Consider the following 26,431-nt stretch of genomic DNA (forward strand, 5'->3'; position numbering starts at 1 on the left):
TTGAAATAAAAAAACCCCTCTGAATGCGAAGGGTTCAATTTTTTCATTTATTCAGATACAGCATGGTAGGTTGTAACGTAAGAAGGTCTTGGGAAAATCGTTTTTTGGTCCGCGCCTTCGCTTGTCCCTCTTTTTTTATGAGCCTGTTCAAAGGATTTTGATTGCTGCCAGTTTCTAAATGAGGATTCATCTTCCCATAGGGTAAGAATGACATATGTATCATCATTTACAGGTCTAAGGACGCGAATCGCGACGAATCCCGGCTCGCCTTCAATCATTCTGGCCCGTTCTTTGAAGCGCTGTTCAAAGAGAGGCTTTCCTTCATCAGATACAGGGATATTGTTCAGCACAGCATAGCTTCCTTTTTGGAAGTCACCCGCGCCATCAAGAACCTCGTATTTTTTAGGCTCCTTAAAAAGGGAAGGGGCATCACTTTCATGTAATAGAATCCCTTTATCCTCATTTTGCATAAGAAGCATTTTTTCATTTTGATGTCCAGATGACGTTTTAGCTAAATAGTCTGCAGTTCCAAATGTGACATAAAAATTCATTTTACATTCACCTCTTTTTGTTTCATTATAACAATGATTGCACAATTATTGCTATTTTCAGCCTCCATTGTACATATTCATTCCTTTTTTTAACAATAATAAGCTTATCTAAATTAAATCTAAATTAAACGAATTGTAGGTGATGACGTGCGGAAAAAAATCATTCTTTCAGCAACTGTTGCGCTTTCAACAGCTATTATTTCTTTTGCAGTCTACCTGCTTATTTTAGTGATCGGCGATTATTCAATTGATGAGAAAAAGCTAGTTATGGATTCGACAACTACTTTAGTGGATTTAAAAGGCAACGAGGTTGCAGAGCTGTATTTGCAGAACCGCGAGCCTGTCACGATAAAAGAGATTCCGGCACATGTACGCCATGCATTTATTGCTGTAGAAGATAAACGGTTTTATGAACATAATGGAATCGATATGAAGGCTATAACAAGAGCTTTGTATAAAGATTTGATTGCAGGCCAGAAAGTAGAGGGCGGAAGCACAATTACTCAGCAGCTTGCAAAAAATACGTTTCTCTCTAACGAGAAGTCTCTTTTAAGAAAAATAAAAGAAGCTGCCATCGCCATGAGTCTTGAAAATAAATACAGTAAGAATAAACTGCTTGAAATGTATTTAAATCAGGTGTATTTCGGTCACGGTGCATATGGCATTCAAAGCGCTGCACTTTATTATTTCAATAAGGATGCAAAGGATCTGTCAGTCGAAGAAGGAGCAATGCTTGCGGGTCTACCAAAAGCACCTTCGAATTATTCCCCGATTCTTCATCCTGAAAAAAGCAAAGAGCGCCGTGATACGATTTTAAGTTTGATGGGCGATCAGAATTATCTGACACCTGAAGAAGTTGTCCGCTCACAAGGGAAGACGCTGGGTTTAAACATCTCGGAAGAATCCGAAACGCCATGGCTTACAACATACATTGATATGGTCATGGACGAAGCGAAAGAAAGATATGCTTTATCTAATGAAGAATTAATGCGGGGAGGCTATACGGTCACGGTCCCTATAAATACGGAAATGCAGGAAACAGCCTACGAGCTGTTCAAAAAAGAAGAATATTTTCCGGGAACAGATCAGCATGCAGAAGGAGCATTTGTCCTTCTTGATAATAAAACCGGCGGGGTTCTGGCTGCGATCGGAGGCAGAAATTATACACAAAAAGGGTTTAATCGCGTCAATGCTAAAAGACAGCCGGGTTCAACTTTTAAGCCGCTTGCCGTATATGCCCCGGCGATGGAGGAAGAAGAATTCGGCCCATATTCTCTTCTTGAGGACAAACCGGCTTCATATAACGGGTATCAGCCCAAAAATAAAGATCAGCAATATGATGAAGAAGTAACCATGTATGACGCTATTGCTGCTTCTAAAAATGCTCCAGCTGTATGGGCATTAAATGAAATAGGCATTTCAAAAAGCAAGAAGTACCTCGAGAAGTCGGGTTTTTCAATAGAAGATAACGGTCTTTCGATTGCCCTCGGCGGATTAAAGGACGGGGTTTCACCCCTGCAGCTTGCAAATGCCTACAGATCTTTTGCTGAGTATGGAGTTTATAGTGAGCCGTTTGTTATCCAAAAGATAGAGGACCGTGAGTCAAATAGAATTGGTGAAGTGAAACTAGAGAAGAAGCGTATCTTTTCTTCCCAGACTGCATGGAATATGACGAGGATGCTTCAAGAGGTTGTTAACGACGGAACAGGACAGACAGGTTCGTACGAAGGTGAGCTTGCCGGAAAAACAGGAACAACCTCTTATGTCGATAAAAAAGGCGCTGTTAAAGATGCATGGTTTGTAGGCTACACCCCGAAAGTCTCAGGTGCTCTCTGGATGGGCTACGATAAGACAAATAGGGAGCAGCATCTAACACATGGCAGTTCCTATCCAACGAGACTTTTTAAAGAAATTTTGATGAATACTTCGATAGATCAGGATGTTGCGTTCAGCCTTCCAAAAGATGTAGAGGATTTGGAAGAACCAATCAGACTGAAAAACCTGGGTGCGGTTGACGCAAAATATACATTCAAGCCGCTTGGTTTATTCACCGTCACACTGAACTGGCAAGCTCAGGAGGATGATCGTGTCGTCTACAGGATTTATGAAACAATAGGAAATGAGGACAGGCTTGTTGGCTATGTTAAAGGAAAAGATTCATATGAAATCCCTTATTCTAACCTTTTCTCAGAGGCTTCCTATAAAGTTGTTCCTTATAATGAGCAAACTGAACAAGAAGGCAAAGGCTCAAAACCTGTAAAACCAAAACTATTTACATCAGCTCCTTAATAGCAGGCAGTATTTCAGTTTTTTTTAGATTTAATTTTGCGGCAGATGTTTGGTTTTTGCGCTAAGCCCTTAAAGGATCTGGCAGTCAAGTCAAACCCGGACTTTTCTGCCGGATCCTTATCTGTCTACCCGAGTCTGACCAGTCGGCTCCGCTTTTCGGTTTTGTCTAGCTCCATCGCCCAGCTCCTCGGCCAGAACGGCTCCGCCAGCAAAGGCAAAAGCGCCTTTGCTGGCGGATCCTTATCTGTCTGCCTGCGCTAAACGGGCGATTCCGCTTTTCGGTTTTGTCCAGCTCTGCCTCCTAGCCCCTCGGCCAGAACAAATTCCCCCAAAAAGTCAAACCCGGACTTTTCGGGTGAATTCTTATCTGTCTGTCGGAGCTAAACGGGCGATTCCGCTTTTCGGTTTTGTCTAGCTCCATCGCCCAGCTCCTCGGCCAGAACAAATTCCCCCAAAAAGTCAAACCCGGACTTTTCGGGTGAATTCTTATCTGTCTGTCGGAGCTAAACGGGCGATTCCGCTTTTCGGTGTTGTCCAGCTCTGCCTCCTAGCCCCTCGGCCAGAACAAATTCCCCCAAAAAGTCAAACCCGGACTTTTCGGGTGAATTCTTATCTGTCTGCCCGAGTCTGACCAGTCGGCTCCGCTTTTCGGTGTTTACGTCAATTTTTTGACATTTAATTGTGAAATCTATACAAGCAAGATTGAAACAGTTATAGTGTAAGAAGCAAAAACTTAGGATAGCGTGTTTGTTTTACATAGAAAGGTGGATTTGAGGATTTATGACGGATACAAAGCAGTTTAATGATACATTCCTTAGGGCGTGCAGAGGTGAAAAAACAGATCATGTTCCTGTATGGTATATGAGGCAGGCAGGAAGATCGCAGCCTGAGTACCGTGCTATTAAAGAAAAATACAGTCTGTTTGAGATTACACATCAGCCCGAGCTTTGTGCATATGTCACGAGATTGCCGGTTGAGCAGTATGGTGTAGATGCGGCTATTTTATATAAGGATATCATGACACCGCTTCCATCGATTGGGGTAGATGTAGAAATCAAGTCTGGCATTGGTCCTGTAATAGATAATCCAATTAGATCGCTGTCAGACGTTGAAAAGCTTGGCGAAATCGACCCTGAAAGCGACATTCCATATGTGCTGGATACGATTAAATTGCTGACAACAGAGCAATTGAATGTTCCATTAATCGGGTTTGCGGGAGCTCCATTTACAATGGCAAGCTACATGATTGAAGGCGGACCGTCTAAAAGCTACAACAAAACAAAAGCATTTATGTACGCAGAGCCGAAAGCTTGGTTTGCGCTTATGGATAAGCTTGCAGACATGACCATCATTTACTTGAAGGCTCAAATTAAAGCAGGGGCAAAAGCGATTCAAATTTTTGATTCATGGGTCGGAGCATTAAATGAATCGGATTATCGTTATTTTATTAAACCTGTAATGAAACGCATTTTCACTTCAATGAAGGAAGAAAATGTTCCGATGATTATGTTTGGTGTGGGAGCAAGTCATCTTGCACATGAATGGCACGACCTGCCGCTTGATGTAGTCGGTCTTGATTGGAGACTGCAGGTAGATCAGGCCCGCTCTATGGGACTGACAAAAACGTTAATGGGAAATCTGGATCCTGCAATCCTTCTTGCGCCTTGGGAAGTGATTGAAGAACGTGCTAAAAACATTCTTGATCAGGGAATGAAGCAGGACGGTTATATTTTTAACCTTGGACATGGTGTTTTCCCTTCTGTCAGTCCGGATGTTCTCAGAAGATTAACAGGTTTTATTCATGATTATACAAAAACTGCCAAGCGTGCGGAGAGCATCTGATTTGGAATCTTGCCCTGAGTAATGGCAAAATAAGACTAGATCTTATAACTAACCAAAGAGGAGTAGGAAAATGACAAAGAAAACAATGGGTCTGCTCGTTATGGCATACGGAACACCATATAAAGAGGAAGACATTGAACGCTATTACACACATATTAGACACGGCCGTCCGCCTGCTCCTGAAATGCTGCAGGATTTAAAGGACCGCTACGAGGCGATTGGCGGCATTTCTCCTCTTGCTAAAATTACATTGGATCAAGCCAAGTCCCTTGAAGAACATTTAAATGCTATTCAGGATGAAGTGCAATTTAAAATGTACCTGGGACTTAAACATATTGAGCCTTTTGTTGAAGATGCAGTGAAGCAAATGAAAGAAGATGGCATTGAAGAAGCCGTCAGCATCGTGCTTGCGCCTCATTTCTCTACTTTCAGCATCAAATCATATAATGGGCGGGCAAAGCAGGAAGCGGAAAATCTGGGCGGACTAGAGATTACATCTGTTGAGAGCTGGTATAAAGAGCCTAAATTTATTGATTACTGGACGAAAAAAGTAAAAGAAACATATGCATTAATGACCTCAGAAGAACGAGAAAAAGCTGTTTTAATTGTATCTGCACACAGCCTGCCTGAAAAGATTATCGCAGCGGGAGATCCATATCCTAATCAGCTTAAGGAAACAGCTGATCTGATCGCAGAAGCAGCAGGCATTGAAAACTATGAGATCGGCTGGCAAAGTGCGGGAAATACACCTGAACCTTGGCTTGGACCAGATGTACAGGACTTAACAAGAGATCTATATGAACAAAAAGGATACCGAACGTTTGTCTATATACCAGCAGGTTTCGTTGCGGATCATCTAGAGGTTTTATTTGATAATGATTATGAATGTAAAGTTGTTGCAGACGAACTTGGCGCCAAGTATTACAGACCGGAAATGCCAAATGCCAAAGACGAATTCATCGACTGTCTGGCAACGGTTGTTTTAAAAGAACTATCTATGAAAAAGTAAGGCTCTTTCTGTGGAGAGACTAAAAGTAAACAAAAAAGAAGGCGATAAACAATGACTGACAAGAAAAAGAAAGTTGTCATCATTGGCGGAGGGATAACTGGATTATCCGCGGCATTTTACTTGCAAAAAGAAATACAGGAAAACAACCTGCACGCAGAGTCAATCTTGATTGAAGCAAGTCCAAGACTTGGCGGTAAAATTCAGACTGTCCATAAAGATGGATTTATCATTGAACGCGGACCTGACTCGTTTCTAGAAAGAAAAGCAAGTGCACCGCAGTTTGTTAAAGATGTTGGACTCCAGTCAGAGCTTGTAAACAATGCAACAGGACGATCATATGTCCTTGCAGGAGATCGGCTGCATCCAATACCGTCAGGCGCCGTAATGGGAATCCCTACACAAATCCTTCCATTTGTTACGACAGGGTTATTTTCCATTCTGGGGAAAGCAAGAGCTGCAGGTGATTTTATCCTTCCTGCGAAACGGGAAACGGGTGATCAATCACTGGGTCATTTTTTTAGAAGACGTCTCGGGAATGAAGTTGTAGAAAATCTGATCGAACCTCTCCTTTCAGGGATTTATGCAGGGGATATAGACAAGCTGAGTTTAATGTCAACTTTTCCGCAATTTCATAAAGTGGAGCAGGATCACCGCAGCTTGATACTTGGTATGAAAAAAGGACTGCCTGCATCGAACCAAAAACATGAACCAGCCCGAAAAAAAGGTATTTTTCAAACCGTAAAAGGCGGACTGCAGAGTTTGGTGGATGCCGCAGAAAGCAAGCTAACAGATACAAAGATTTTAAAAGGCGTTAAAGTAGAAAGCATTGCAAAAACTACCGCTGGATATATTCTCCGGTTAAGCAATGGGGAGATTATTGAAGCTGATTCCCTTATTATCACAACTCCTCATCAGCAGACCGCGAACATGCTGCCTGATAAAGAAAATTATCAATACATGCAGGAAATGCCCTCAACATCGGTCGCTACTGTTGCCATGGCTTTCCCTGAAGAAGACATTGATATTGCAGGGAATGGCACAGGATTTGTTATTTCCAGAAATGGTGATTACACGATTACTGCATGTACATGGACTCACCGAAAATGGCCTCATACGGTACCGGCAGGCAAAGCGCTGATCCGGGCATATGTAGGAAAAGCTGGTGATCAGGCGATTGTGGAGCAGCCTGATCATGAAATTATTGCTGCTGTTTTAGAGGATTTAAACAAAATCATGAAGATTGATAAAAAACCGGATTTCACCGTCGTTTCAAGATGGAAAGAATCGATGCCGCAATATAACGTCGGTCATCTGGAAGAAATTCTTGAGGTGAAAACAAAAATCATGAATTCATATCCAGGAATGTTTTTAGCAGGTGCTTCCTTTTCCGGTGTAGGAATCCCGGATTGTATTGATCAGGGAAAAATGGCTGTTGCTAATGCATTGGACTATCTTAAAAAGGCAACTCTTTAATAAGAGAGTTGTTTTTTTTTGATGATTCATTTATTTAAATCTTGATTGTGGGAAATTCATGTGATATATTTGTTTCTGTACTAATTGACCTAAATTGTCATTTGGTCATTTCGAATGGAGGTTAGGCAGTTGAGCATTGATCGAAAACATTTGATTGTGGAGGCTGCAAAGAGGTCGTTTACACAATTTGGCTATAAGGCTACAACGATGGACTCTGTCGCAAAGCTTGCCAACGTGGGCAAAGGGACCATCTATACTTTTTTCAAAAACAAGGAAGAACTTTTTGATGAAATTGTTACTACGCTTCTTGCTGAAATGAAAATAGAAGCAGAAAAAGCAATGGATGATGATCTGCCTTTTTTCGAAAATGTACATCGTGCTCTTTACAGCCTGCTTGAATTTCGGAAAAAACATCAATTCACGATCAAAATCTTTCAAGAAAGTTCAGATGTTGGCACTCCTGCCGTCCAGGAGGTTGTGCAGCGCCTTGAGAAAATGATTCTGCAATTTATTGCATCAAAGATAGAAGATGCAATTGCAAAAGGCGAGCTCCGGGAATGCAATCCTGAAGTAACGGCATTCGTCATGGTAAAGCTTTACATTTCCCTTATTTTCGATTGGGAAAAAAATCACGAACCGCTCGAAAAAGCGGAAATAGCAGATCTTTTTCAGCTTTACTTATTAAAGGGATTGTCAAAATAGATGGTCCTCATTTTTTTAAACAGAATTGACCAAATGAACAAATTAGTCAATATGTATATTTATAGGAGGAGATTTTTGAATGAGCTTAATAGCGAAAGAATGGAGAGCCTTAGTTTCCAACAAAAAAGTTCTAATTCCTGTACTCGCTGTTTTATTTATTCCGCTGATGTACGCCGGAATGTTCCTTTGGGCTTTTTGGGATCCATATGAACAATTAGATCAGCTGCCTGTTGCAGTAGTAAATGAAGATACTGGCGCTGACTACGAAGGAACTGAATTGAAAATTGGTTCAGACCTTGTTGATAATTTAAAAGATAATCCTGAATTTAAATGGGATTTTGTATCAAAGGATGAAGCAGTAAAAGGTCTTGAAAATGAACAATATTATATGATGATTGAAATTCCAGATGACTTTTCTAAAAATGCTACAACTTTAATGGATGAAAACCCTCAGTCCCTGGAATTAAAATACGTTCCAAATGAAGGCTTTAACTTTTTATCAGGGCAAATTGGCGGATCGGCTGTTGCTCAAATAAAAGAAGAGGTTTCAAATACTCTGACAAAGACGTACGCTGAAAGCATTTTCGAAAACATCGACAAGCTTGCAGATGGCATCGGTCAGGCAAGTGACGGTGCAAGCGAGATAAATAATGGCGTTGGAGATTTAAAAGACGGCTCTTTCAAACTGAAGGAAAACCTTCAAGCATTGGCAGAGAAGTCAATCAGTTTTAAAAATGGACTTAATGATGCATCTGCCGGTTCGAAAGAATTAGCAGCAGGTATTAATGATTTAGACAGCGGGCTTGGGCAATTGCAGAATGGGGGAAAGCAGCTGTACAGCGGTTCTGCTGAAGCAGAAGAGGGCACTGTTAAACTGAATGAAGGTCTAGGTTCATCTTTATCAGGTATGAAAAAGATGCAGGAGTCAGCTCCGAAGTTAACAGACGGTTCAGCGAAGCTCAGCGAAGGTGCAGGTGAGCTGTCAGGCGGTTTAAATCAGCTGGCTGATGGAAGCAAAGCTTTATCAGCTGGTGCAGGAGAACTTTCAAGCGGTTTAAATCAGCTTACTGATGGCAGTAAAGCATTATCAGCTGGTGCAGGAGAACTGTCAGGCGGCTTAAATCAGCTTTCTGAGGGAAATCAAGCCGCACAAGCAGGAGCTGCAGAGCTATCTGCGGGATTATCTTCATTAAATGATCAGCTGGCTGTATTGCTTCCTCAAATTGAAAAGCTGCCATTGCCAGAAGCAGAGAAACAAAGATTGATTGAGGCAGCAAAAGGTGTAAATCAATTATCACAAGGCAGCAAGAAGCTTGAAAGCAGTCTTGGAGAGCTTTCAGCAGGAGCAAGTAAGCTTGAAAATGGTGCGGCTGTCCTTTCGGAAAAATCCGGAAATCTTTCAGCGGGAGCAAGTGAGCTTGAAAATGGTGTAGCGACATTATCTGAAAAATCCGGGGAGATTTCAGCAGGAGCAAGTAAGCTTGAAAAAGGTGCAGCTACTCTATCAGAAAAATCCGGACAGCTTGCTGCAGGTCAAAATCAAGTTGAGACTGCCTTAGATCAGCTTGTTTCAGGTCAAGAAGCTTTATACGATGGTTCTGTCAAGCTTTTAACCGGCCAAAAGAAGCTGACGGACGGTTTAGAAACATTTAATCAGAAATTTGCCGAAGCAAAAGCAGGATCTGCCAAGCTTGCAGCAGGAAGCGGTGAACTCAACTCAGGAATTTCGAAACTTGCAGATGGTTCATCCGCCATTCAAGACGGTACGAATCAGCTTGCTTTCGGTGCCGGCAAAGTAGATGAAGGTGTTGGCAAACTGTCAGAAGGAACAGGGGAGCTATCATCTAAACTTGGAGAAGCTGCAGAAGAGACAAAAGACACTGGCGGATCAGATAAGACGTATGACATGATTTCCGATCCTGTAAAAGTGAAAGATGAAAAAGTAAATGCGGTTCCTAACTATGGAACAGGCTTCGCACCTTACTTTTTGTCACTTGGTTTATTTGTTGGGGCATTGCTGCTTTCAATTGTATTCCCATTGAGACAAGCGGCTGGAGAACCTAAAAGTGCAATCGGATGGTTTATGAGCAAGTTCGGCATTCTCGCAGTCGTTGGCGTGATTCAGGCATTGCTCGCAGATGCGGTCTTATTATATGGATTAAACATTGAAGTACAAAGTGTTCCATATTTTATCCTGTTCAGTATTATTACGAGTCTTACATTTATTACACTTGTACAATTCTTAGTTACAACATTAGGTGATCCGGGAAGATTTGTTGCGATCATCATTCTGATTTTACAGCTTACAACAAGCGCAGGAACATTCCCGCTTGAACTGATTCCAAATGAGCTGCAGATTTTTAACGCATGGCTGCCGATGACCTACTCAGTCTCAGGCTTCAAAGCAGTCATCTCATCTGGTGACTTCGCCTTCATGTGGCAGCAGGCAGGAATCTTGGCTATCTTTATCGGTGCTATGATGATAGGTACAATTGTTTATTTCTTCTTTGCTTTAAGAAAGAATAAAAGAGAAGAATTAGAAGAGGCCGCTTCCTAATGAAAAAACGTCTAAAGCGATATGCTTTAGGCGTTTTTTTCTGGAAATATTCAGGGTGGTTTGCGAGCACAAATGCTTTTTGTATTGAAAATTGACGGTTAGAGGGCAGCCTCTGTTTTTAAACAAATCATTTAAAAGGGTTAAGAAGAAGTCAAAGAATAATTATTAAACGATAAGTGCAGAAACAGTCAATCTTTTTATATATTGAAAGCCCTTACATTTTGAAATATAATGGGGAATGAGAACGATTTCATTTTTATAGGGACACCATTCGTTCGCGAGATGAGGGGGAAAGCAAGTGTCTACAATTGAGGATGTTGCCAGACTTGCAGGACTGTCAAGGACCACTGTATCACGAGTCATCAACAACCATCCGTATGTATCTGAATCTAAAAAAAGGGTTGTATTAGAAGCGATGGAAGAGCTTGGTTATGTGCCTAATTCTTCTGCCAGAAGTCTTCGCAATCAAAAAACTGAAATTATAGCTGTGTTTATTCCAAGAGTTCTTAATCCTTTTTTCAGCCAGTTCATTGAGTCATTGGAGATTGCTTCGTCTGAAAGAAACTATCAGCTGATTGTCTGCCAGACACAATATTCCAAAACTAAAGAACTTAAATATTTAAACCTGCTTAAAACAAAACAGGTTGATGGCGTCATCCTTGCATCCCTTGAAAATGACTGGAGCAAAATCGAACCGTATATGGAGTACGGCCCAATCGTATTATGCAATGAGTTTGAAGAGAATGCAAAAGTCCCTATGATCAGATTAGATCAGGCATTTGGAGGCTACATAGCGACAAAGCACTTGATTGATCAGGGACACAGACATATTGCTTATTGCTGCGGAGGCCACAGAAGCAATGTTGCAAAAGATCGGGAAAGAGGATTTAAACAAGCCTTGGCAGAAGCAGGACTGCCTTTTGACGAAAAAGCCGCGTTCAGAGACGCATTTAATATTGAAGACGGGAAGAGAGTTTTCCATGAATTAAAAGAGCTGAATGAGAAGCCTACAGCTGTTTTTACTGGTGCTGATGAAGTAGCAGCAGGAATCATTTCTGAAGCAAAGAAGAATGGATGGAACGTTCCGGAGGAGCTTGCCGTCGTGGGCTTTGATAACCAGGCGATTACTGAACTGCTTGATCCAATGATTACAACAGTTCAGCAGCCAGTTGGAGAAATGGCTAAAAAAGCAATGGATGTGATGATTGATAATATCAACAGGAAAATCTATCATTCTCATGAAATTTATCAGTTTCCTCTGAAGCTTATCGTCAGGGATTCGACAGTGATCAAAAACTTGGCGAAAGTTTAGCTGGTAAATAACAATCTTGAATAGAGCACTTAAAGGACACTGATTAAAGCAGTGTCTTTTTTGATGGATGGAGAATAACTCTAAGGAGGGTTTTATTGTCGAAAATATTTGGTAATTCAATAGAGTAAATATAATAGAACGGAAGGAATGAATCAATTGGACAATCATTCTAAAAACAGCAAGGACGAACAGTTAGAAGCATACCGGGTGGATGATACGGGAAAAAAGCTGACAACGAATCAGGGGCTGCGTGTTTCAGATGATGAGCATTCTTTGAAAGCGGGTGTCAGGGGCCCAACACTTATGGAAGATTTTCATTTCAGGGAAAAGATGACTCATTTCGATCATGAGCGCATTCCTGAAAGAATTGTGCATGCTATGGGCTATGGGGCTCATTGTTATTTTCAGGTTTACGAGCCGATGAAAGAGTTCACAAAAGCTAAATTTCTTCAGGATCCATCTGCCTGTATTTGTCCGTTTTTCAACGGTGGCGGGCTCCAGGGGTTCAGGTGATACAGTAAGGGATGTAAGGGGATTTGCAACGAAGTTTTATACGGAAGAAGGAAATTATGATCTAGTCGGAAATAACATTCCGGTTTTCTTCATTCAGGATGCGAAGTAGACGCCTGAGGCATTACAGCTGCAGCCGAGCATCGCCACTGGGATAGAGAGGTTTAGAATAGCGGAGGAGACACTGAGAAATCAGTGTCTTTTTGTGCATAAAAAAAGAGAAAGAACACAAGGTTCTTTCTATAAATATAGGCATTGTTAGGATGAACGAAGGTTAAATGTGATTAATTTTCATGCATTTATCGCATGTGTTGCCATAACACTCATGCTGTTCTTCAATTTTATCCCCGCACTCTAAGCATTTCTTTGCAGGCAGGTTTTTGAAAAATTCAGTCATTTTAACTAACATTGGTATCCCCTCCAAGTTGTTGTTAATATCATTGTATTATAACAGATGGCAACATGTCAACATCTGTTTTGTAACAATATCATAAAACATGCCCTTTTCTTTGAAATTGATAAAGTATAAATTTTCGTGCATACTTGTCAAGCTCCTGACTCTCGGAAAACCGGACTTTTTCTCTGGATCCTTATCTGCCTGTCGGAGCTGACCAAGGCGCTTGCGCTTTTCTGATGAAAATGGGTATATTGATAGAAGGAAAAAAATATGGGAGGTTTGTCATGAAGGTAACAGTTGTTGGTTTTTGGGGCGGGTATCCTGCTGTTAATGAGGCGTCATCAGGATATCTTTTTGAATCTGACGGGTTTAGGCTGCTTGTAGACTGCGGAAGTGCTGTTTTATCAAAGCTGCAGAATTATGTGAAGCCTGAAGAGCTTGATGCTGTCATTCTTTCCCACTATCACCATGACCATATTTCAGATGTGGGACCTCTGCAATTTGCAAGGCTGATTGCTGCGTATTTAAAAAAGAGCAATAAAGCACTGCCGATCTATGGACATGCTGTCGATCAGAAGGAATTTGCAAGACTTACATATAAAGACGCAACAATAGGGAAGGCTTATAATCCAAATGAACAGGTTCAAATTGGTCCTTTCACCATTCGTTTTTTAAAAACAAAGCATCCTGTTGACTGCTTTGCAATGAGGATTTCAGATGGTGCTTCAGAAGTCGTTTATACAGCTGACTCAAGCTTCATCGAGGAGTTTATTCCCTTTTCGGAAAATGCCGACCTGCTTCTATGCGAGTGCAATTTTTACGGAGAGATGGATGGGTCGGGTGCAGGCCATATGAATAGCTTCGATGCAGCAAACCTGGCGAACCGCGCTTCCGTAAAGGAATTAATGCTTACTCATTTGCCGCATTTCGGTAATCATTTGGACTTAGTTGCAGAAGCCAAGACCATTTATAAAGGCCCTGTCCGCCTTGCTGCTTCCGGCTTACAGTGGACACAGGAAAATTAGGAGGAACAAAAAATGCTATTTATCGATAATCAAGGGATTACGGATCCAAGAATAAATCTGGCGATCGAAGAGTATTGCCTGAAAAATTTAGATCCTGAACAAACTTACCTGCTTTTCTATATTAATGAACCTTCAATCATCATTGGGAAGAATCAAAATACAATAGAAGAAATTAATACGAAATATGTAGAAGATCAAGGGCTGCATGTTGTCCGCAGATTATCAGGGGGCGGAGCGGTTTACCACGATCTTGGAAACTTGAATTTCAGCTTTATTACGAAAGACGATGGAGACAGCTTTCACAATTTCAAAAAATTCACTGAACCTGTGACCCGTGCATTAAAACGTCTTGGAGTAGATGCAGAGCTTAGCGGAAGGAATGATATTTTAGCTGAAGGCAGAAAAATATCCGGCAACGCTCAGTTCTTGGCGAGAGGCAGAATGTTCAGCCATGGCACACTTCTGTTTGATTCAGAGATGGAAAATGTTGTTTCCGCTTTAAAGGTGAAAAAAGACAAGATTGAATCCAAAGGCATAAAATCGATTCGCAGCAGGGTAGCAAACATCAGCGAATTTCTTGAAGAAAAAATCACGATTGAACAATTCAGAGAAATCATTCTCCGTTATATATTTGATACAGATGGCGAAATTCCCCAGTATAAACTGACAGAATCTGATTGGGAAAAGATCAATGAACTCTCAAAAGAACGCTATCAAAACTGGAACTGGAATTACGGCAAATCGCCAGCCTTTAATCTTCAGCACTCAAACCGTTTTCCTATCGGCCAAATTGATATCCGTCTGGAAGTTCATAAAGGCAGGATTGAACACTGCAAAATCTTCGGCGATTTCTTTGGAGTCGGAGATGTTGAAGAAATTGAAAACCGCTTAAAAGGTCTTCAATATGATCGTTCATCAATTGAAATGGCTCTCAAGGATGTTGATATCAAACACTATTTTGGAAACGTAGAAAAAGATCAATTTATCGAGCTGCTGTATTAATGCAAGTAAGGGATGTCCGAAAAATCGGGCATCTTTTTTTTGAAATAATTTAGGCGAGCAGTTTCTTGAGAATTTCTGTTCCATAAAATATAATAGACTTATAGTTTTAAATTTTTTGAAAATGAGTGGTTGTTCATTCATTTTTACAAGGGGTGGGAGAATGAATTTATTATCACAGTTGTCTTTATCCGCAAAAACGTATAGAGACAAGCCGGCGTTTATCTTTGAGGGGAAGGAAACATCCTATGGGGAACTGGATGTTTTAATCAGCAAATTTGCCGATGGTCTGCAGAAGCTCGGAGTGAAAAAAGGGGATCACCTTGCTCTTGTGCTTGGAAATTCACCATATTTTGTTATATCACTATATGGAGCAATGAGGGCTGGTGCTACAGTTATTCCAATCAATCCAATCTACACACCAGATGAAATCGGGTATATTTTAAACAATGGTGATGTAAAAACAATTGTAACCCTTGATGTGCTGCTGCCTTTATTTGAAAAAATGAATGATGTTTTGCCAATGGCGGAACATATCATCTCTTGCGAAACTCCTCCATCTGATGCTAAATCAGGATTGGATGTTTCGGCTCTCTCAATCAGCACAAAATTGAAATCGTTTACAAGTTTACTTGCTTCATCTGTGTCTGAGCCAGAAGAAGTCATCCTTTCAGAAGAAGATGTTGCCGTCATCTTATATACATCAGGCACAACAGGTAAGCCTAAGGGTGCAATGCTTACTCACAAGAATCTATACAGCAATGCGAAAGATATAGGGTCTTATTTGAAAATGAATGATGGGGATAAGGTGGTAGCGACACTGCCAATGTTCCATGTTTTTTGTTTGACGGTTTCACTGAATGCGCCGCTGATCAGCGGCGCAACACTGTTAATCGTGCCGCGCTTCAGTCCTGCTGAAGTTTTTAAGCTGATTAAAACCTATAAGGCTACTGTATTTGCGGGTGTGCCGACGATGTATAATTTCCTTTTGCAGCATGAGGCGGGAGATGCAAACGATTTACAGTCTCTCAGACTCTGCATTTCAGGGGGAGCATCCATGCCGGTTGCTCTATTAAAAGGATTTGAGCAGAAGTTTAAGGTCGTGATTTCTGAAGGCTACGGTTTATCTGAGGCTTCTCCTGTTACGTGCTTTAATCCGCTTGACCGTCCGCGCAAAGCAGGCTCAATCGGCACGAACATTCTAAATGTCGAAAATAAAGTAGTAAATGAATTAGGCGAAGAAGTCCCTCCTGGGCAAGTCGGCGAACTGATTGTAAAAGGGCCGAATGTCATGAAGGGGTATTATAAAATGCCTGAGGAAACATCCCATATAATCCGGGACGGCTGGCTTTATACAGGGGATCTGGCCACGATGGATGAGGAAGGCTACTTTACCATTGTTGACCGCAAAAAAGATATGGTGATTGTTGGCGGATACAATGTTTATCCGCGCGAAGTCGAGGAAGTGCTATACAATCATCCCGGAGTAGTGGAAGCGGCCGTTGTCGGCGTTCCGGATCCTGACCAGGGGGAAGCTGTGAAATGCTTTGTTGTTTTAAAAGATCAATCGCTGACAGAAGAAGGATTAAAAGCATATTGCCGCGAACACTTAGCTAAGTATAAAGTTCCAAGTTCCATTGAGTTTTTAGAAGAACTCCCTAAAAATACAACGGGGAAAATTTTACGCAGGGCGCTAAAAGATCAAGTCCTTCAAAAATAGTCGGGAGGAAATCTGTTTTGACCAACATTTTATACACAGTAGAAAAAAACCTTGCCGTTGTGATGCTAAATCGTCCGGAGGTATTCAACTGCTTTAACTATGACACTTTGCTTGAGCTTGAGGAAGCAGTTGAAGATATTCGCACGAACCCTGATGTAAGGGCGGTCATTTTTACAGGGGCAGGGGAAAAAGCATTTTGTGCAGGAGCCGATCTGAAAGAGAGAAAGACTCTGACCGATCAGCAGGTAAAGCGGAACCTATATAAAATAGGAGAGGTATTCACTAAAATCGATGCTCTCCCTCAGCCCACCATTGCAGCCATCAACGGTTATGCATTCGGCGGGGGCATGGAGCTTGCTTTGTCATGTGATTTCAGGCTGATAGCAGAAGGCACGTCTGTCGGGCTGACCGAAACAGGCCTTGGCATCATTCCTGGTGCAGGGGGAACGCAGCGTCTTCCGCGCATTATCGGCGAGGCTAAAGCGCTTGAGCTTATTTTAACTGCCCGCAAAATTACTTCCAAGCAAGCACTGGAGTATGGTCTTGTTTCAAAGACAGCTCCTGATGTCATAGCAGCTTCAGTAGAGCTTGCAGAAGAGATTCTCAGAAATGGGCCAATCGCTCTGCAGCAGGCTAAATTTGCAATCAAACAGGGGATGAATGCAGACCTTCAGACAGGCTTGCATATTGAGCGCAAGGCTTATGAAGTAACGATCCCAACCGAAGACCGTGTTGAAGCTTTAGCGGCTTTCAGCGAAAAACGAAAGCCTGTTTTTAAAGGGAAATAAAAAGGAAGCGGTCAAATGCCTGGCCGCTTTTTCTATGGCCTTTTTTCCCATGGCTCCATGATGCCGATTACCGTATCTTTAATATCCTCTTCTATACTTTTTATGACTCCTTCGCCAATTTCTTTATTTGTCAGCCACCTCGAACCATCTGCTTCTAAAACAAATCCAAGAAGGATCGAACGATATAAACAGTTTGGCATTACATCAACTGCTCTTTTCTCTAAGTGACTGCTGCTTCCTTGAATATGAAACAGCCGCCATCTAACTGCCGATTTTGAGACTTCCCCGGAAATGATGTCTAATACTTCAGAAGCGTAAGAATGAATCCAGCTGACAACAAGTGTGATTGGGCCATATCTTTCAATCGCTATTTTTATGTGCTGTCTTAGGTCTTCTTTGTCAACATAATCCACAATCAAACTGTTCAATTTCTTCATTCTTTCCTGCAGCTTCCTGTGTTTATGCTGCTTTCTCCCTATAACCGATACTTTTTCTGCATGCTGTTCAAGCCAGACGGATGCATCTGCAAGCATACCTGTTCCGCCAACAACTAATACATGAGAATGATTTATCGCCTTTATCCACCCCTCTTCTTAACAATAGACTGTATTCAGGTTTAAAGAATCGAGAGATAGATGGAGAGTTCCTTGGACTTCAGTCTTAAAAATCAGAATATTACTATTTCTATATTGTTCAAAATATAATACGAATGTATACTATATAAAACAAACAAGTTAAAAGGGAGAACTTATGAAATCACTGCAGGAACAAATTGGCATCAATTTAAAAAATGTCCGTAAAATGCGGCAGTACAGTCTTGATCAGCTTTCAGCCGTTACGGGAGTGAGCAAAGGCATGCTTGCCCAAATTGAAAAAGGCCAATCAAGTCCAACCGTTAATACGCTCTGGAAAATTGCGAACGGACTTGGCGTTTCTTTTTCGTCTCTGGTAGAAGAAGAACAGACTAATGTTGCGGTTGTACGCAGGACAGATAAAACAGCAATTCAGGATTTGAATGAATTATATAATGTCTTTTCCTATTTTCCTTATGATCAGCAGAAGAAATTTGAAATTTTTCTGCTTGAGCTGCTTCCGGGATGCAAGCATGTATCAGAGCAGCATCTAAGCGGAGTTGAAGAATATCTATTTGTAAGTGAAGGTGAAATGGCCGTTTCCATTGGAGAAGAGCGTTATGAGCTGAAAAAAGGAGACTCCATCAAATTCACCGCTAATCGGGAGCATGTTTATGAAAACAAAGCGGATGTGGCCGCAAACTGTTTTCTGCTGATTTATTATCCGTAAAGAAGAGAGGGAGTAGGATGGCAACAACAGCATTTTTGAGAAAACAGTCACATTTTTCAGAAGGATTAACAGCCGGTCTCAGCATTGCAATTGGTTATATGCCTGTAGCTATAACATTTGGGCTTCTTGCAAGTGATACTGGACTCACTCTTTCAGAAACCGTCTTAATGAGTATTTTCGTTTTTGCAGGTGCTGCACAATACATATCGCTAAGTCTGATAGCAGCAGGAACCGGGGTCTTTGAAATTATTTTTACTACTTTTATCGTGAATATCCGGCATTTTTTGATGTCGGCCTCATTAAATGAAAAGGTCGAGGAAGACAGTTTGTGGAAAAAAGCGCTGTATTCATTTGGGATTACAGATGAAACATTTTCGGTTGCTTCTATGAAAGAGGGAAATGTATCAGCGGGTTATATGTTTGGGCTCATTTTCATTTCCTACTCGAGCTGGGTAGTGTTTTCAGGCGTTGGACATCTGATCGGCGCCAATTTGCCGGAAACACTGCAGGAAAGTATGTCTGTTGCATTATATGCGATGTTTATCGGGCTTTTAGTTCCTTCTATGAAAAAACAGCGGAAAGTTGTATTTTTAGCATCAGCTGCCGGGGTCATTCATTCGTTTATTTACCTGACTGGCCTGCTTTCAACTGGATGGGCAATTGTTTTATCTACGCTGCTTTCAGCTATTCTGATCGAAATGATCTATCCTAAGGAGGAGAAGCGCAATGATCAGTAATGTCATGATGATGATCATCGGCATGGCAGTCGTCACTTATTTGCCAAGAATGATCCCTCTGGTGGCTCTAAGCGGAATTGAATTGCCTCCTTTTGTACAAAATGTATTAAGAAATGTTCCGTATGCGACCCTTGGCGCATTGATTGTACCTGGTGTTTTTCTTATCCAGGAAGATATCTGGTTTGGAATCATTGGGGCCATTTCGGCTTTTGCCGCTGCATATCTCGGTGTCAATGTCATTGTCGTCGTGATGAGCTCAATCCTGACGCTGATTGTATACGGACTCTTGTTTTAACCTGAATTTTAGTTCTAACTCTCTTTGTCCTGAACTACACTTATACAAAGAGCTTGTTCGAGGGGGCATCATCATGCGCAAATGGCTGACTGTATCAGTCCTTATTTACTTCTTGTATGGCCTGTTTGTTTATTGGTATATCTATATGGGAGCAGATTCCGCCCTTCCAACTCAATTTCAGGGGGGCTCTGCGGACCCAAATACGTTTATGAACAGTCGTGAGCTGGAACTGTCAGGCGAATATTCCAGTTTGAGGGATTTTCTCTATTTTGTCACTGCGCCATTTGAATGGTTTATCTTCTTCGTCATTCTTGTAATAGGATTTTCTAAAAAAATACAGCATTGGTCTGAAGGCATTTCACGCTTCTTTGTGATTCAGACAGCGGTATATGTGTTTTGGCTTTCTTTTATCGTGGCACTTTGTGCATTTCCAATTGAATGGCTGCGATACAAGATCTCGCTTTCTTACCACATTACAACGCAAGCCTTTACTGGGTGGATGAAAGATCAAATCATTGATTTCTGGGTCAATTATGCATTTATGATTTTAATTGTTGCTGTACTGTATAGTCTTATCCGCAAGTTTTCCGGGAAGTGGTGGCTTTTTGCCTGGATTTTGTCGATTCCATTCAGTCTGTTCTTAATGTTTATACAGCCTGTGTTAATTGATCCGCTTTACAATGATTTTACCCCGTTAAAAAATAAAGAGCTTGAGGCGAAAATCCTTGCTATAGCGGAAAAAGCGGATATCCCGGCAGAGCATGTGTTTGAAGTGAACATGTCTGAAAAAACAAATGCGCTAAACGCCTATGTAACCGGAATTGGAGACAATTCCCGAATTGTCCTCTGGGATACAACGTTAAATAAGCTGAGTGAAGACGAAATCCTGTTTATCATGGCACACGAAATGGGACATTACGTTATGAAGCATATTTACGTCGGAATAGCCGGCTACCTTGTTCTAACCCTTATTGGGTTATATCTGATCAACCGGTTAATGAATTTTACGATCAGGCGGTTCGGGCATATTCTCAATATCACCGAAAAACAGCAGCTTGCTTCGTTGCCGTTGTTTCTGATGCTCCTTGGGATGCTCACCTTCGCCTCAAATCCATTTTCCAACATCATTTCGCGCCATCAGGAAAAGGACGCGGATCTATACGCTATTGAAATGACTGAAAATCCGGAAGCAGCCGTCAATACGTTCCAGGAATTGACGAAAGCAGGCTTAAGCCAGGTGAATCCGCCTGGACTGGTGAAAATTTTCAGATACAGCCATCCAACGATTCTTGAGCGGATTACCTATCTTGAAGAGTGGGGAAGCAAAAATCCTGATAAGTAAAAATAGTAACAGCGCTGTCTCCCTGAGGAGAAGCGCTGTTTTTATTTTTCGCCGTAAAATGGGCTGTCTTTTCACCAGAAGACAACCAATAAACTCCAATACACTAACCTTGGAAATCCCATTCTATCAATCATTTAAACACCAAAAATAAAAAAATTCAAAAAATTTAAAAGAAAATGATTCCATTTTCAATTAATCTGTTATATATTAATAATATAAAATATTAACTGTATTATAACAAACTAAACAAACTATTGGAGGGTTCAGGAAATGACAAACGAAAGAGTGCAAAAATTAAAAGAGAATTGGGAAATGGATGCAAGATGGAACGGAGTAGAAAGACCATATACAGCGGAAGAAGTAATTCGTCTTCGCGGTTCGATTGATATTGAACATACACTTGCACGCAGGGGTGCTGAAAAGTTCTGGAACCTGCTGCAGACGGAAGATTATGTACATGCACTGGGTGCACTTACAGGAAATCAGGCAGTTCAGCAAGTAAAGGCAGGATTGAAAGCGATTTATTTAAGCGGCTGGCAGGTAGCGGCTGATGCAAACCTTTCAGGACACATGTACCCGGATCAAAGTTTATATCCGGCAAACAGTGTGCCGTCGGTTGTAAAACGAATCAATCAGGCTCTTCAGCGTGCCGATCAAATTCAGCATCTTGAGGGAGGAGGAAACATCGACTGGTTCGCTCCGATTATTGCTGATGCAGAAGCTGGCTTCGGCGGACAGCTGAACGTATTTGAATTAATGAAAGGAATGATTGAAGCTGGAGCAGCGGCGGTTCATTTCGAAGATCAACTATCATCTGAGAAAAAATGCGGTCACCTCGGCGGAAAGGTATTGCTGCCGACACAAACAGCTGTAAAGAATTTAATATCAGCACGTCTTGCAGCTGACGTTATGGGCGTTCCAACATTAATCATTGCAAGAACAGATGCGGATGCAGCTGACTTAATCACAAGTGATGTAGATCCTGAAGATCAGGCATTTATTACAGGTGAGCGCACACCGGAAGGCTTCTTCCGCACTGCTGCCGGCATTGATCAGGCAATTGCACGCGGACTCGCTTACGCTCCGTATGCAGACTTAGTCTGGTGCGAAACGTCAGAGCCGAACTTAGAGCAAGCGCAGAAGTTTGCTGATGCCATTCATGCGAAATTCCCAGGCAAGCTGCTTGCCTACAACTGTTCACCATCTTTTAACTGGAAGAAAAAATTAGATGAAAAGACAATTGCCCAGTACCAAAAAGAAATCGCTAAAATGGGCTACAAATTCCAGTTCGTCACTCTTGCCGGCTTCCATGCACTAAACTACGGCATGTTCGAGCTTGCCAGAAAGTACCGTGATCATGGCATGGCTGCTTATTCTGAGCTGCAGCAGGCTGAATTCGCAAGTGAGCAATACGGCTATACAGCAACAAGACATCAGCGTGAAGTCGGTACAGGCTACTTTGATGAAGTATCACAAACCATCACAGGCGGAACTTCTTCCACAACTGCATTAAAAGGTTCAACAGAAGAAGAGCAGTTCACGTCAACTCAATCTTAATACAGAAAGCTGCCGCAGCACATTGCGGCAGCTTTTTTTTTGTGTTCTCGTCCTAGGGTGAGAAAGAACTGCTATTCAGGCGGTGGAGTTGCTTGATGATTTTGGCGGTGTGAGTGGAACGGTCTCAATTACACAATTTTCTCTTTTTACGATTTCTTGTCCTCAATGCGGCTGAATGAGGACATCAAACTGTTCTTTTGAGATCGAAGAACTTGTATGATGCCCTTCAATCGAGAAAAACTTAAACGAAGGTAACCAAAGGGGTTGTATGATACCCCAAAACCGAGAAAATCTTAAAAGAAGGTAATCAAAGGAGCAGTATGATTCAAACAAGAAAATACCATACGGAGAATGACAACTTCAAAGCACCTGAATGAGGTACTCAAACAACTCACATGACAACTTCACGACCTCAAAACGGCTGAATGAAGTACTCAAAATGCCGGTTTGACAGTTTCACAACCTCAAAACGGCTGAATGAAGTACTCAAAATGCCGATTTGACAGTTTCACAACCTCAAACAGCTTCTTGCAGGCAGCCTTCGCCCTCCGCATTTTTCAGGCAACATAAAAGCAAGCCCCGCTTAGGGGCTTGCTTTTAAATGATTAATCGCAGTTCTGCATATTCTTTGGCTAACTTTAAAAATAACGGTTTGTCATTGCGGTCCAAGGACTCATCGATCTTTTCCTGAAGGAGGGACAGTTTCCGGGTTAACACAGCTTCATCCAACACCATTTGAATGTAAATATCAAGTACGGTTTCCTGTTTCTTTTCCATCTTGAATGTGTTACGTGACTTCATGATCTCGGTATACGTTTTCTTGTTTTTCACGAAAGATCACCCCTGATGCCTTTTTTTAATTATATGGATAAAAGGACCGGAAATCAACTAAATATTTATAATTTTTAGAAAACTTATTCTTCAAATTCTGCAGTCATTAAATGGAACGGAAACAGAAGCATGAAAGGATATTTTTGTAAACTATAGTTGAAAAGATAATTCTTATGATGATGTTTTTGCAGAAATTTTAAGGCGAATGTATCGATTAACAATTAATTGAAGAGTTTTAAAGTGTATGGACAGGAAACAGGCAGCCAAGCTTTGCTGCCTGTTTCATTTTGTTTTGATCACTCAATAGGAGATATGGGCTCTTGTGAACTTTTATTAGATATGGTGGAAAAACCTTATCATTTCTTATCGTTTCATTGACTCTACTTTTCAATCAAAATATTGTTAAGGTAATAAGTAAGAAACCGCTTACAATAATGAGGTGGAAAAAATGAAAAATAAAAGAACAGCACATATCATTTCCCACTCCCATTGGGATAGGGAATGGTATATGTCTTTTGAGAAACATCGATATTATTTAGTGAAATTAATGGATGAACTACTTGAGTTGTTTCAAAAAGAACCAGATTTTAAAAGTTTCCATTTAGATGGACAAACGATTCTGTTAGAGGACTACCTTGAAATTCGCCCTGAAAAAAGGGAAGAATTAAAAAAAGCAATAAGTGAAAAAAAGCTTCACATTGGACCATGGTATGTTCTTCAAGATGCTTTTTTAACAAGCTCTGAATCAAACATACGAAATCTTATCTATGGCTTAAGGGATGCTAAAGAATTTGGATCGGTCTCAAAGCTAGGTTACTTCCCGGATACGTTCGGGATTTATGGTCAGGCACCGCAGCTGTTAAAGCAAGCAAAAATCGAGACAGCTGCATTTGGAAGAGGTGTAAAACCTACTGGATTTAACAATACGGTGGAAGATGCAAAAAACTTCGAGTCACCCTTTTCAGAACTAAAATGGGAATCACCTGATGGTTCATCCATCCTTGGAATTCTTTTTGCGAATTGGTATTCAAATGGCAATGAAGTACCAGAGGATGAAAAGGATGCTCTTAGCTTTTGGAATATAAAAATTGAGCAGGCCATGAAGTATGCGGCAACTCCACACCTGCTTTTCATGAATGGGTGTGATCATCAGCCAGTTCAGCACAACCTTCCAGCAGCCATTTTAACTGCTAAAAAGCTTTTTCCTGACATCGATTTCGTTCATGCAAGCTTTGATGATTATCTAAAAAACCTTAAACCATCTTTACCTAATGAATTACAGACAATCACAGGTGAGCTGCGAAACCAGCGAACAGATGGTTGGTCTACACTTGTGAATACAGCTTCCGCAAGAATCTATCTTAAGCAAATGAATCAGGAGTGCCAAGTGTTACTTGAAAAAGCAGCCGAACCTCTTTCGGTAATGGCACATCTCGTTGGATTTGAATATCCGAGTCACTTCTTAAACTATGCATGGAAAACATTAATGAAGAATCATCCGCATGATAGCATATGCGGATGCAGCGTAGATGAGGTACACCGCGAGATGGTGAGCCGGTTTGAAAAAGTTAAGCAGATAACTGAAATGATTGTACAAGAAAAAGGAACTGAAATTGCTTCACGTATTGATACAAGGATAGATAATAACTCAAAAACTTGCATACCTATTGTTGTTTTTAACGGATCTGGTTCGAAGCGTGAAGAAGTGATTACAAAAGAAGTTGAACTTGAGAAGATCTATTTTTCAGAAATGGATTTTCAGCAAATCCCAGCTTATCTTGCTGAAAAATCTATGCCAGTGCTTGAAGTGAGAGATCCAATGAGATCCGCAGTTCCAAGTGTCTATCATGATAAAGGAATCCGTTTTGGCTATGACTTACCTTCTGACGGCTTTAGAAGACCCTATTTTGCCAGGATTGCAGAACTCACATTTTTAGCTGAAAATGTTCCCCAAATTGGTTATAAAACGTATTACGTAAACCAAAACGAAAATCCTGCTCAATTTAAACAGATTGACATAATGAATCATGACCGTGAAATGGAAAATGATTTTGTTCGTATAAAAATCCATGAAGACGGCTCTTATACTCTTACAAATAAGAAAAGTGAAAAAACATATGAATGTTTAGGAGTATATGAAAATACGGGCGATATTGGCAATGAATATATGTTTAAAAATACTTTGGACTCAATCCCGCTGACTACAAAGGGCTTGAAAGCCCAAATCCAAGTGTTAGAAAACAATAGCCTAAGAGCAAGGGTTGAAATGATCCACAAATGGGTGATCCCAAAGAGCGCAGATCAAACATTTGAAAAGGAAAAAAGTATGTTAGTTTGGCACAAAAACAGAAAAGCGTTTCGTTCAGCAGAAACCGCAACTATTCAGATAAGAACCATTATGACGCTAGATCAAACGTCAAGAGGACCATCCTTTCAAGCTTTTATTGAAAATCAAGCTAAAGATCATCGAATAAGAGTCTTATTTCCAACAAATATTCAAACTGACTCTCACCATGCAGATAGTGTTTTTGAAATCGTTAAAAGAAAAAATTGCCCTGAAATAGAATGGGAGAATCCTAGCTTTGACCATCATCAGCAAGGTTTTGTCAGTATGTCAGATGAACGGAACGGTTTGACCATTGCCAATAAAGGCTTACATGAGTATGAAATCTTAGAAGAAAACAAAACCATCGCCTTAACATTACTTCGTTCTGTCTCTGAACTAGGGGATTGGGGTGATTTCTCTACACCTGAAGCTCAATGTTTAGGGGAGAATGAAGCAGAATGGATGGTTATCCCTCATTCCGGTGATGTGATTACATCTGAATCTTATCATCTTGCCTATCAATTTCAAGCGCCGTTAACGATGATTCAAACGGATCTTCATCATGGGGACTTACCTAAGGAAAACCAATTCCTCGAATGGAATGGTCCATCGCTTGCAATGACGACTATCAAGATTGCAGAAGAGGGCGATCACGTGATTACTAGATGGTTCAATACTTCAGATGAAAAAGTTGATTTAAAAGTAAACATGCCTCTTGTTAAACAAGGATTTGCCAGCAATATCATTGAAGAGAAGCTAGAAGGTTTGCCAAGCAACAACATTGAAATAGCCTTAAAACCATTCGAGATTAAGACGGTAGGCTGGACCCGTTAAAAGGAGTAGAGAATGTGAACGCAACGATACCTG

The 26,431-nt window shown here is 41.1% G+C and carries 21 protein-coding genes and 1 pseudogene; 18 read left to right on the plus strand and 4 right to left on the minus strand.

From position 1 onward, the window contains the following. Positions 1-47: 47 nt before the first annotated feature. On the minus strand, positions 48-551 hold the full coding sequence (locus LIT25_04790) for an antibiotic biosynthesis monooxygenase (GenBank protein USK34680.1): 504 nt from the start codon (positions 549-551) through the stop codon (positions 48-50). 147 nt (positions 552-698) lie between these two features. Between LIT25_04790 and LIT25_04795 the strand changes: the two genes are divergently transcribed. From LIT25_04795 to LIT25_04830, 8 genes and pseudogenes are all read left to right on the plus strand, one after another. Next, positions 699-2,840 carry a PBP1A family penicillin-binding protein gene (locus tag LIT25_04795; GenBank protein USK34681.1) on the plus strand — a complete coding sequence of 714 codons (2,142 nt, stop codon included), beginning with the start codon at positions 699-701 and terminating at the stop codon, positions 2,838-2,840. A 780-nt stretch (positions 2,841-3,620) separates the two neighbouring features. Beyond that, positions 3,621-4,682, plus strand: a complete 1,062-nt coding sequence (gene hemE / locus LIT25_04800; GenBank protein USK34682.1) for a uroporphyrinogen decarboxylase — start codon at positions 3,621-3,623, stop codon at positions 4,680-4,682. A gap of 70 nt (positions 4,683-4,752) precedes the next feature. Further along, complete coding sequence (gene hemH, locus LIT25_04805) at positions 4,753-5,691, plus strand: ferrochelatase (GenBank protein ID USK34683.1); 939 nt, start codon at positions 4,753-4,755, stop codon at positions 5,689-5,691. A 51-nt stretch (positions 5,692-5,742) separates the two neighbouring features. Then, positions 5,743-7,164 carry a protoporphyrinogen oxidase gene (gene hemY, locus LIT25_04810; GenBank protein ID USK34684.1) on the plus strand — a complete coding sequence of 474 codons (1,422 nt, stop codon included), beginning with the start codon at positions 5,743-5,745 and terminating at the stop codon, positions 7,162-7,164. A 129-nt stretch (positions 7,165-7,293) separates the two neighbouring features. Then, positions 7,294-7,866 carry a TetR/AcrR family transcriptional regulator gene (locus LIT25_04815; GenBank protein ID USK34685.1) on the plus strand — a complete coding sequence of 191 codons (573 nt, stop codon included), beginning with the start codon at positions 7,294-7,296 and terminating at the stop codon, positions 7,864-7,866. A 79-nt stretch (positions 7,867-7,945) separates the two neighbouring features. After that, positions 7,946-10,423 carry a YhgE/Pip domain-containing protein gene (locus tag LIT25_04820; GenBank protein ID USK34686.1) on the plus strand — a complete coding sequence of 826 codons (2,478 nt, stop codon included), beginning with the start codon at positions 7,946-7,948 and terminating at the stop codon, positions 10,421-10,423. A 298-nt stretch (positions 10,424-10,721) separates the two neighbouring features. After that, complete coding sequence (locus LIT25_04825; protein ID USK34687.1) at positions 10,722-11,735, plus strand: LacI family transcriptional regulator; 1,014 nt, start codon at positions 10,722-10,724, stop codon at positions 11,733-11,735. Positions 11,736-11,882: 147 nt separating this feature from the next. Then, positions 11,883-12,351 (plus strand): annotated as a pseudogene (locus LIT25_04830) (catalase). A 168-nt stretch (positions 12,352-12,519) separates the two neighbouring features. Here LIT25_04830 and LIT25_04835 read toward each other — a convergent pair. Continuing rightward, positions 12,520-12,654 carry a YhfH family protein gene (locus tag LIT25_04835; protein ID USK34688.1) on the minus strand — a complete coding sequence of 45 codons (135 nt, stop codon included), beginning with the start codon at positions 12,652-12,654 and terminating at the stop codon, positions 12,520-12,522. Between the two features lie 272 nt (positions 12,655-12,926). On the opposite strand from LIT25_04835, the gene LIT25_04840 reads away from it, so the two are divergent. From LIT25_04840 to LIT25_04855, 4 genes are all read left to right on the plus strand, one after another. Continuing rightward, on the plus strand, positions 12,927-13,667 hold the full coding sequence (locus LIT25_04840; protein ID USK34689.1) for an MBL fold metallo-hydrolase: 741 nt from the start codon (positions 12,927-12,929) through the stop codon (positions 13,665-13,667). A 12-nt stretch (positions 13,668-13,679) separates the two neighbouring features. After that, a complete protein-coding gene (locus LIT25_04845; GenBank protein ID USK34690.1) occupies positions 13,680-14,669 on the plus strand; it encodes a lipoate--protein ligase in 990 nt (329 codons plus the stop codon). Between the two features lie 160 nt (positions 14,670-14,829). After that, on the plus strand, positions 14,830-16,386 hold the full coding sequence (locus LIT25_04850) for a fatty acid--CoA ligase family protein (protein ID USK34691.1): 1,557 nt from the start codon (positions 14,830-14,832) through the stop codon (positions 16,384-16,386). A gap of 17 nt (positions 16,387-16,403) precedes the next feature. Next, positions 16,404-17,174 carry an enoyl-CoA hydratase/isomerase family protein gene (locus LIT25_04855; GenBank protein USK34692.1) on the plus strand — a complete coding sequence of 257 codons (771 nt, stop codon included), beginning with the start codon at positions 16,404-16,406 and terminating at the stop codon, positions 17,172-17,174. 32 nt (positions 17,175-17,206) lie between these two features. On the opposite strand, the gene LIT25_04860 is transcribed toward LIT25_04855, so the two are convergent. After that, on the minus strand, positions 17,207-17,746 hold the full coding sequence (locus tag LIT25_04860; protein ID USK36163.1) for a short-chain dehydrogenase: 540 nt from the start codon (positions 17,744-17,746) through the stop codon (positions 17,207-17,209). Positions 17,747-17,924: 178 nt separating this feature from the next. Between LIT25_04860 and LIT25_04865 the strand changes: the two genes are divergently transcribed. From LIT25_04865 to aceA, 5 genes are all read left to right on the plus strand, one after another. Next, positions 17,925-18,476 carry an XRE family transcriptional regulator gene (locus tag LIT25_04865; protein USK34693.1) on the plus strand — a complete coding sequence of 184 codons (552 nt, stop codon included), beginning with the start codon at positions 17,925-17,927 and terminating at the stop codon, positions 18,474-18,476. A 17-nt stretch (positions 18,477-18,493) separates the two neighbouring features. Further along, positions 18,494-19,213 carry an AzlC family ABC transporter permease gene (locus tag LIT25_04870; protein USK34694.1) on the plus strand — a complete coding sequence of 240 codons (720 nt, stop codon included), beginning with the start codon at positions 18,494-18,496 and terminating at the stop codon, positions 19,211-19,213. After that, positions 19,203-19,508: an AzlD domain-containing protein gene (locus LIT25_04875; protein USK34695.1), complete on the plus strand. Its 306-nt coding sequence runs from the start codon at positions 19,203-19,205 to the stop codon at positions 19,506-19,508. The genes LIT25_04870 and LIT25_04875 overlap by 11 nt, the downstream gene beginning before the upstream one ends. A gap of 73 nt (positions 19,509-19,581) precedes the next feature. After that, a complete protein-coding gene (locus LIT25_04880) occupies positions 19,582-20,850 on the plus strand; it encodes a M48 family metallopeptidase (GenBank protein ID USK34696.1) in 1,269 nt (422 codons plus the stop codon). 270 nt (positions 20,851-21,120) lie between these two features. Continuing rightward, positions 21,121-22,407, plus strand: a complete 1,287-nt coding sequence (gene aceA, locus LIT25_04885) for an isocitrate lyase (protein USK34697.1) — start codon at positions 21,121-21,123, stop codon at positions 22,405-22,407. Positions 22,408-23,004: 597 nt separating this feature from the next. Here the strand turns inward: aceA and LIT25_04890 are convergent. Then, positions 23,005-23,238: an IDEAL domain-containing protein gene (locus tag LIT25_04890; protein USK34698.1), complete on the minus strand. Its 234-nt coding sequence runs from the start codon at positions 23,236-23,238 to the stop codon at positions 23,005-23,007. Positions 23,239-23,686: 448 nt separating this feature from the next. On the opposite strand from LIT25_04890, the gene LIT25_04895 reads away from it, so the two are divergent. After that, positions 23,687-26,398, plus strand: a complete 2,712-nt coding sequence (locus LIT25_04895) for an alpha-mannosidase (protein ID USK34699.1) — start codon at positions 23,687-23,689, stop codon at positions 26,396-26,398. Positions 26,399-26,431: the final 33 nt, after the last annotated feature.

The sequence above is a fragment of the Bacillus sp. F19 genome (assembly GCA_023823795.1).
Lineage (GTDB): Bacteria > Bacillota > Bacilli > Bacillales > Bacillaceae > Bacillus_P.

Coding starts and splice junctions, on each gene's coding strand:
- hemH (USK34683.1), top strand. CDS start 4,753: ATGACAAAGAAAACAATGGGTCTGCTCGTTATGGCATACGGAACACCA.
- LIT25_04880 (USK34696.1), top strand. CDS start 19,582: ATGCGCAAATGGCTGACTGTATCAGTCCTTATTTACTTCTTGTATGGC.
- LIT25_04820 (USK34686.1), top strand. CDS start 7,946: ATGAGCTTAATAGCGAAAGAATGGAGAGCCTTAGTTTCCAACAAAAAA.
- LIT25_04850 (USK34691.1), top strand. CDS start 14,830: ATGAATTTATTATCACAGTTGTCTTTATCCGCAAAAACGTATAGAGAC.
- LIT25_04790 (USK34680.1), bottom strand. CDS start 551: ATGAATTTTTATGTCACATTTGGAACTGCAGACTATTTAGCTAAAACG.
- LIT25_04875 (USK34695.1), top strand. CDS start 19,203: ATGATCAGTAATGTCATGATGATGATCATCGGCATGGCAGTCGTCACT.
- hemE (USK34682.1), top strand. CDS start 3,621: ATGACGGATACAAAGCAGTTTAATGATACATTCCTTAGGGCGTGCAGA.
- LIT25_04895 (USK34699.1), top strand. CDS start 23,687: ATGAAAAATAAAAGAACAGCACATATCATTTCCCACTCCCATTGGGAT.
- LIT25_04870 (USK34694.1), top strand. CDS start 18,494: ATGGCAACAACAGCATTTTTGAGAAAACAGTCACATTTTTCAGAAGGA.
- aceA (USK34697.1), top strand. CDS start 21,121: ATGACAAACGAAAGAGTGCAAAAATTAAAAGAGAATTGGGAAATGGAT.
- LIT25_04835 (USK34688.1), bottom strand. CDS start 12,654: ATGTTAGTTAAAATGACTGAATTTTTCAAAAACCTGCCTGCAAAGAAA.
- LIT25_04865 (USK34693.1), top strand. CDS start 17,925: ATGAAATCACTGCAGGAACAAATTGGCATCAATTTAAAAAATGTCCGT.
- LIT25_04840 (USK34689.1), top strand. CDS start 12,927: ATGAAGGTAACAGTTGTTGGTTTTTGGGGCGGGTATCCTGCTGTTAAT.
- hemY (USK34684.1), top strand. CDS start 5,743: ATGACTGACAAGAAAAAGAAAGTTGTCATCATTGGCGGAGGGATAACT.
- LIT25_04845 (USK34690.1), top strand. CDS start 13,680: ATGCTATTTATCGATAATCAAGGGATTACGGATCCAAGAATAAATCTG.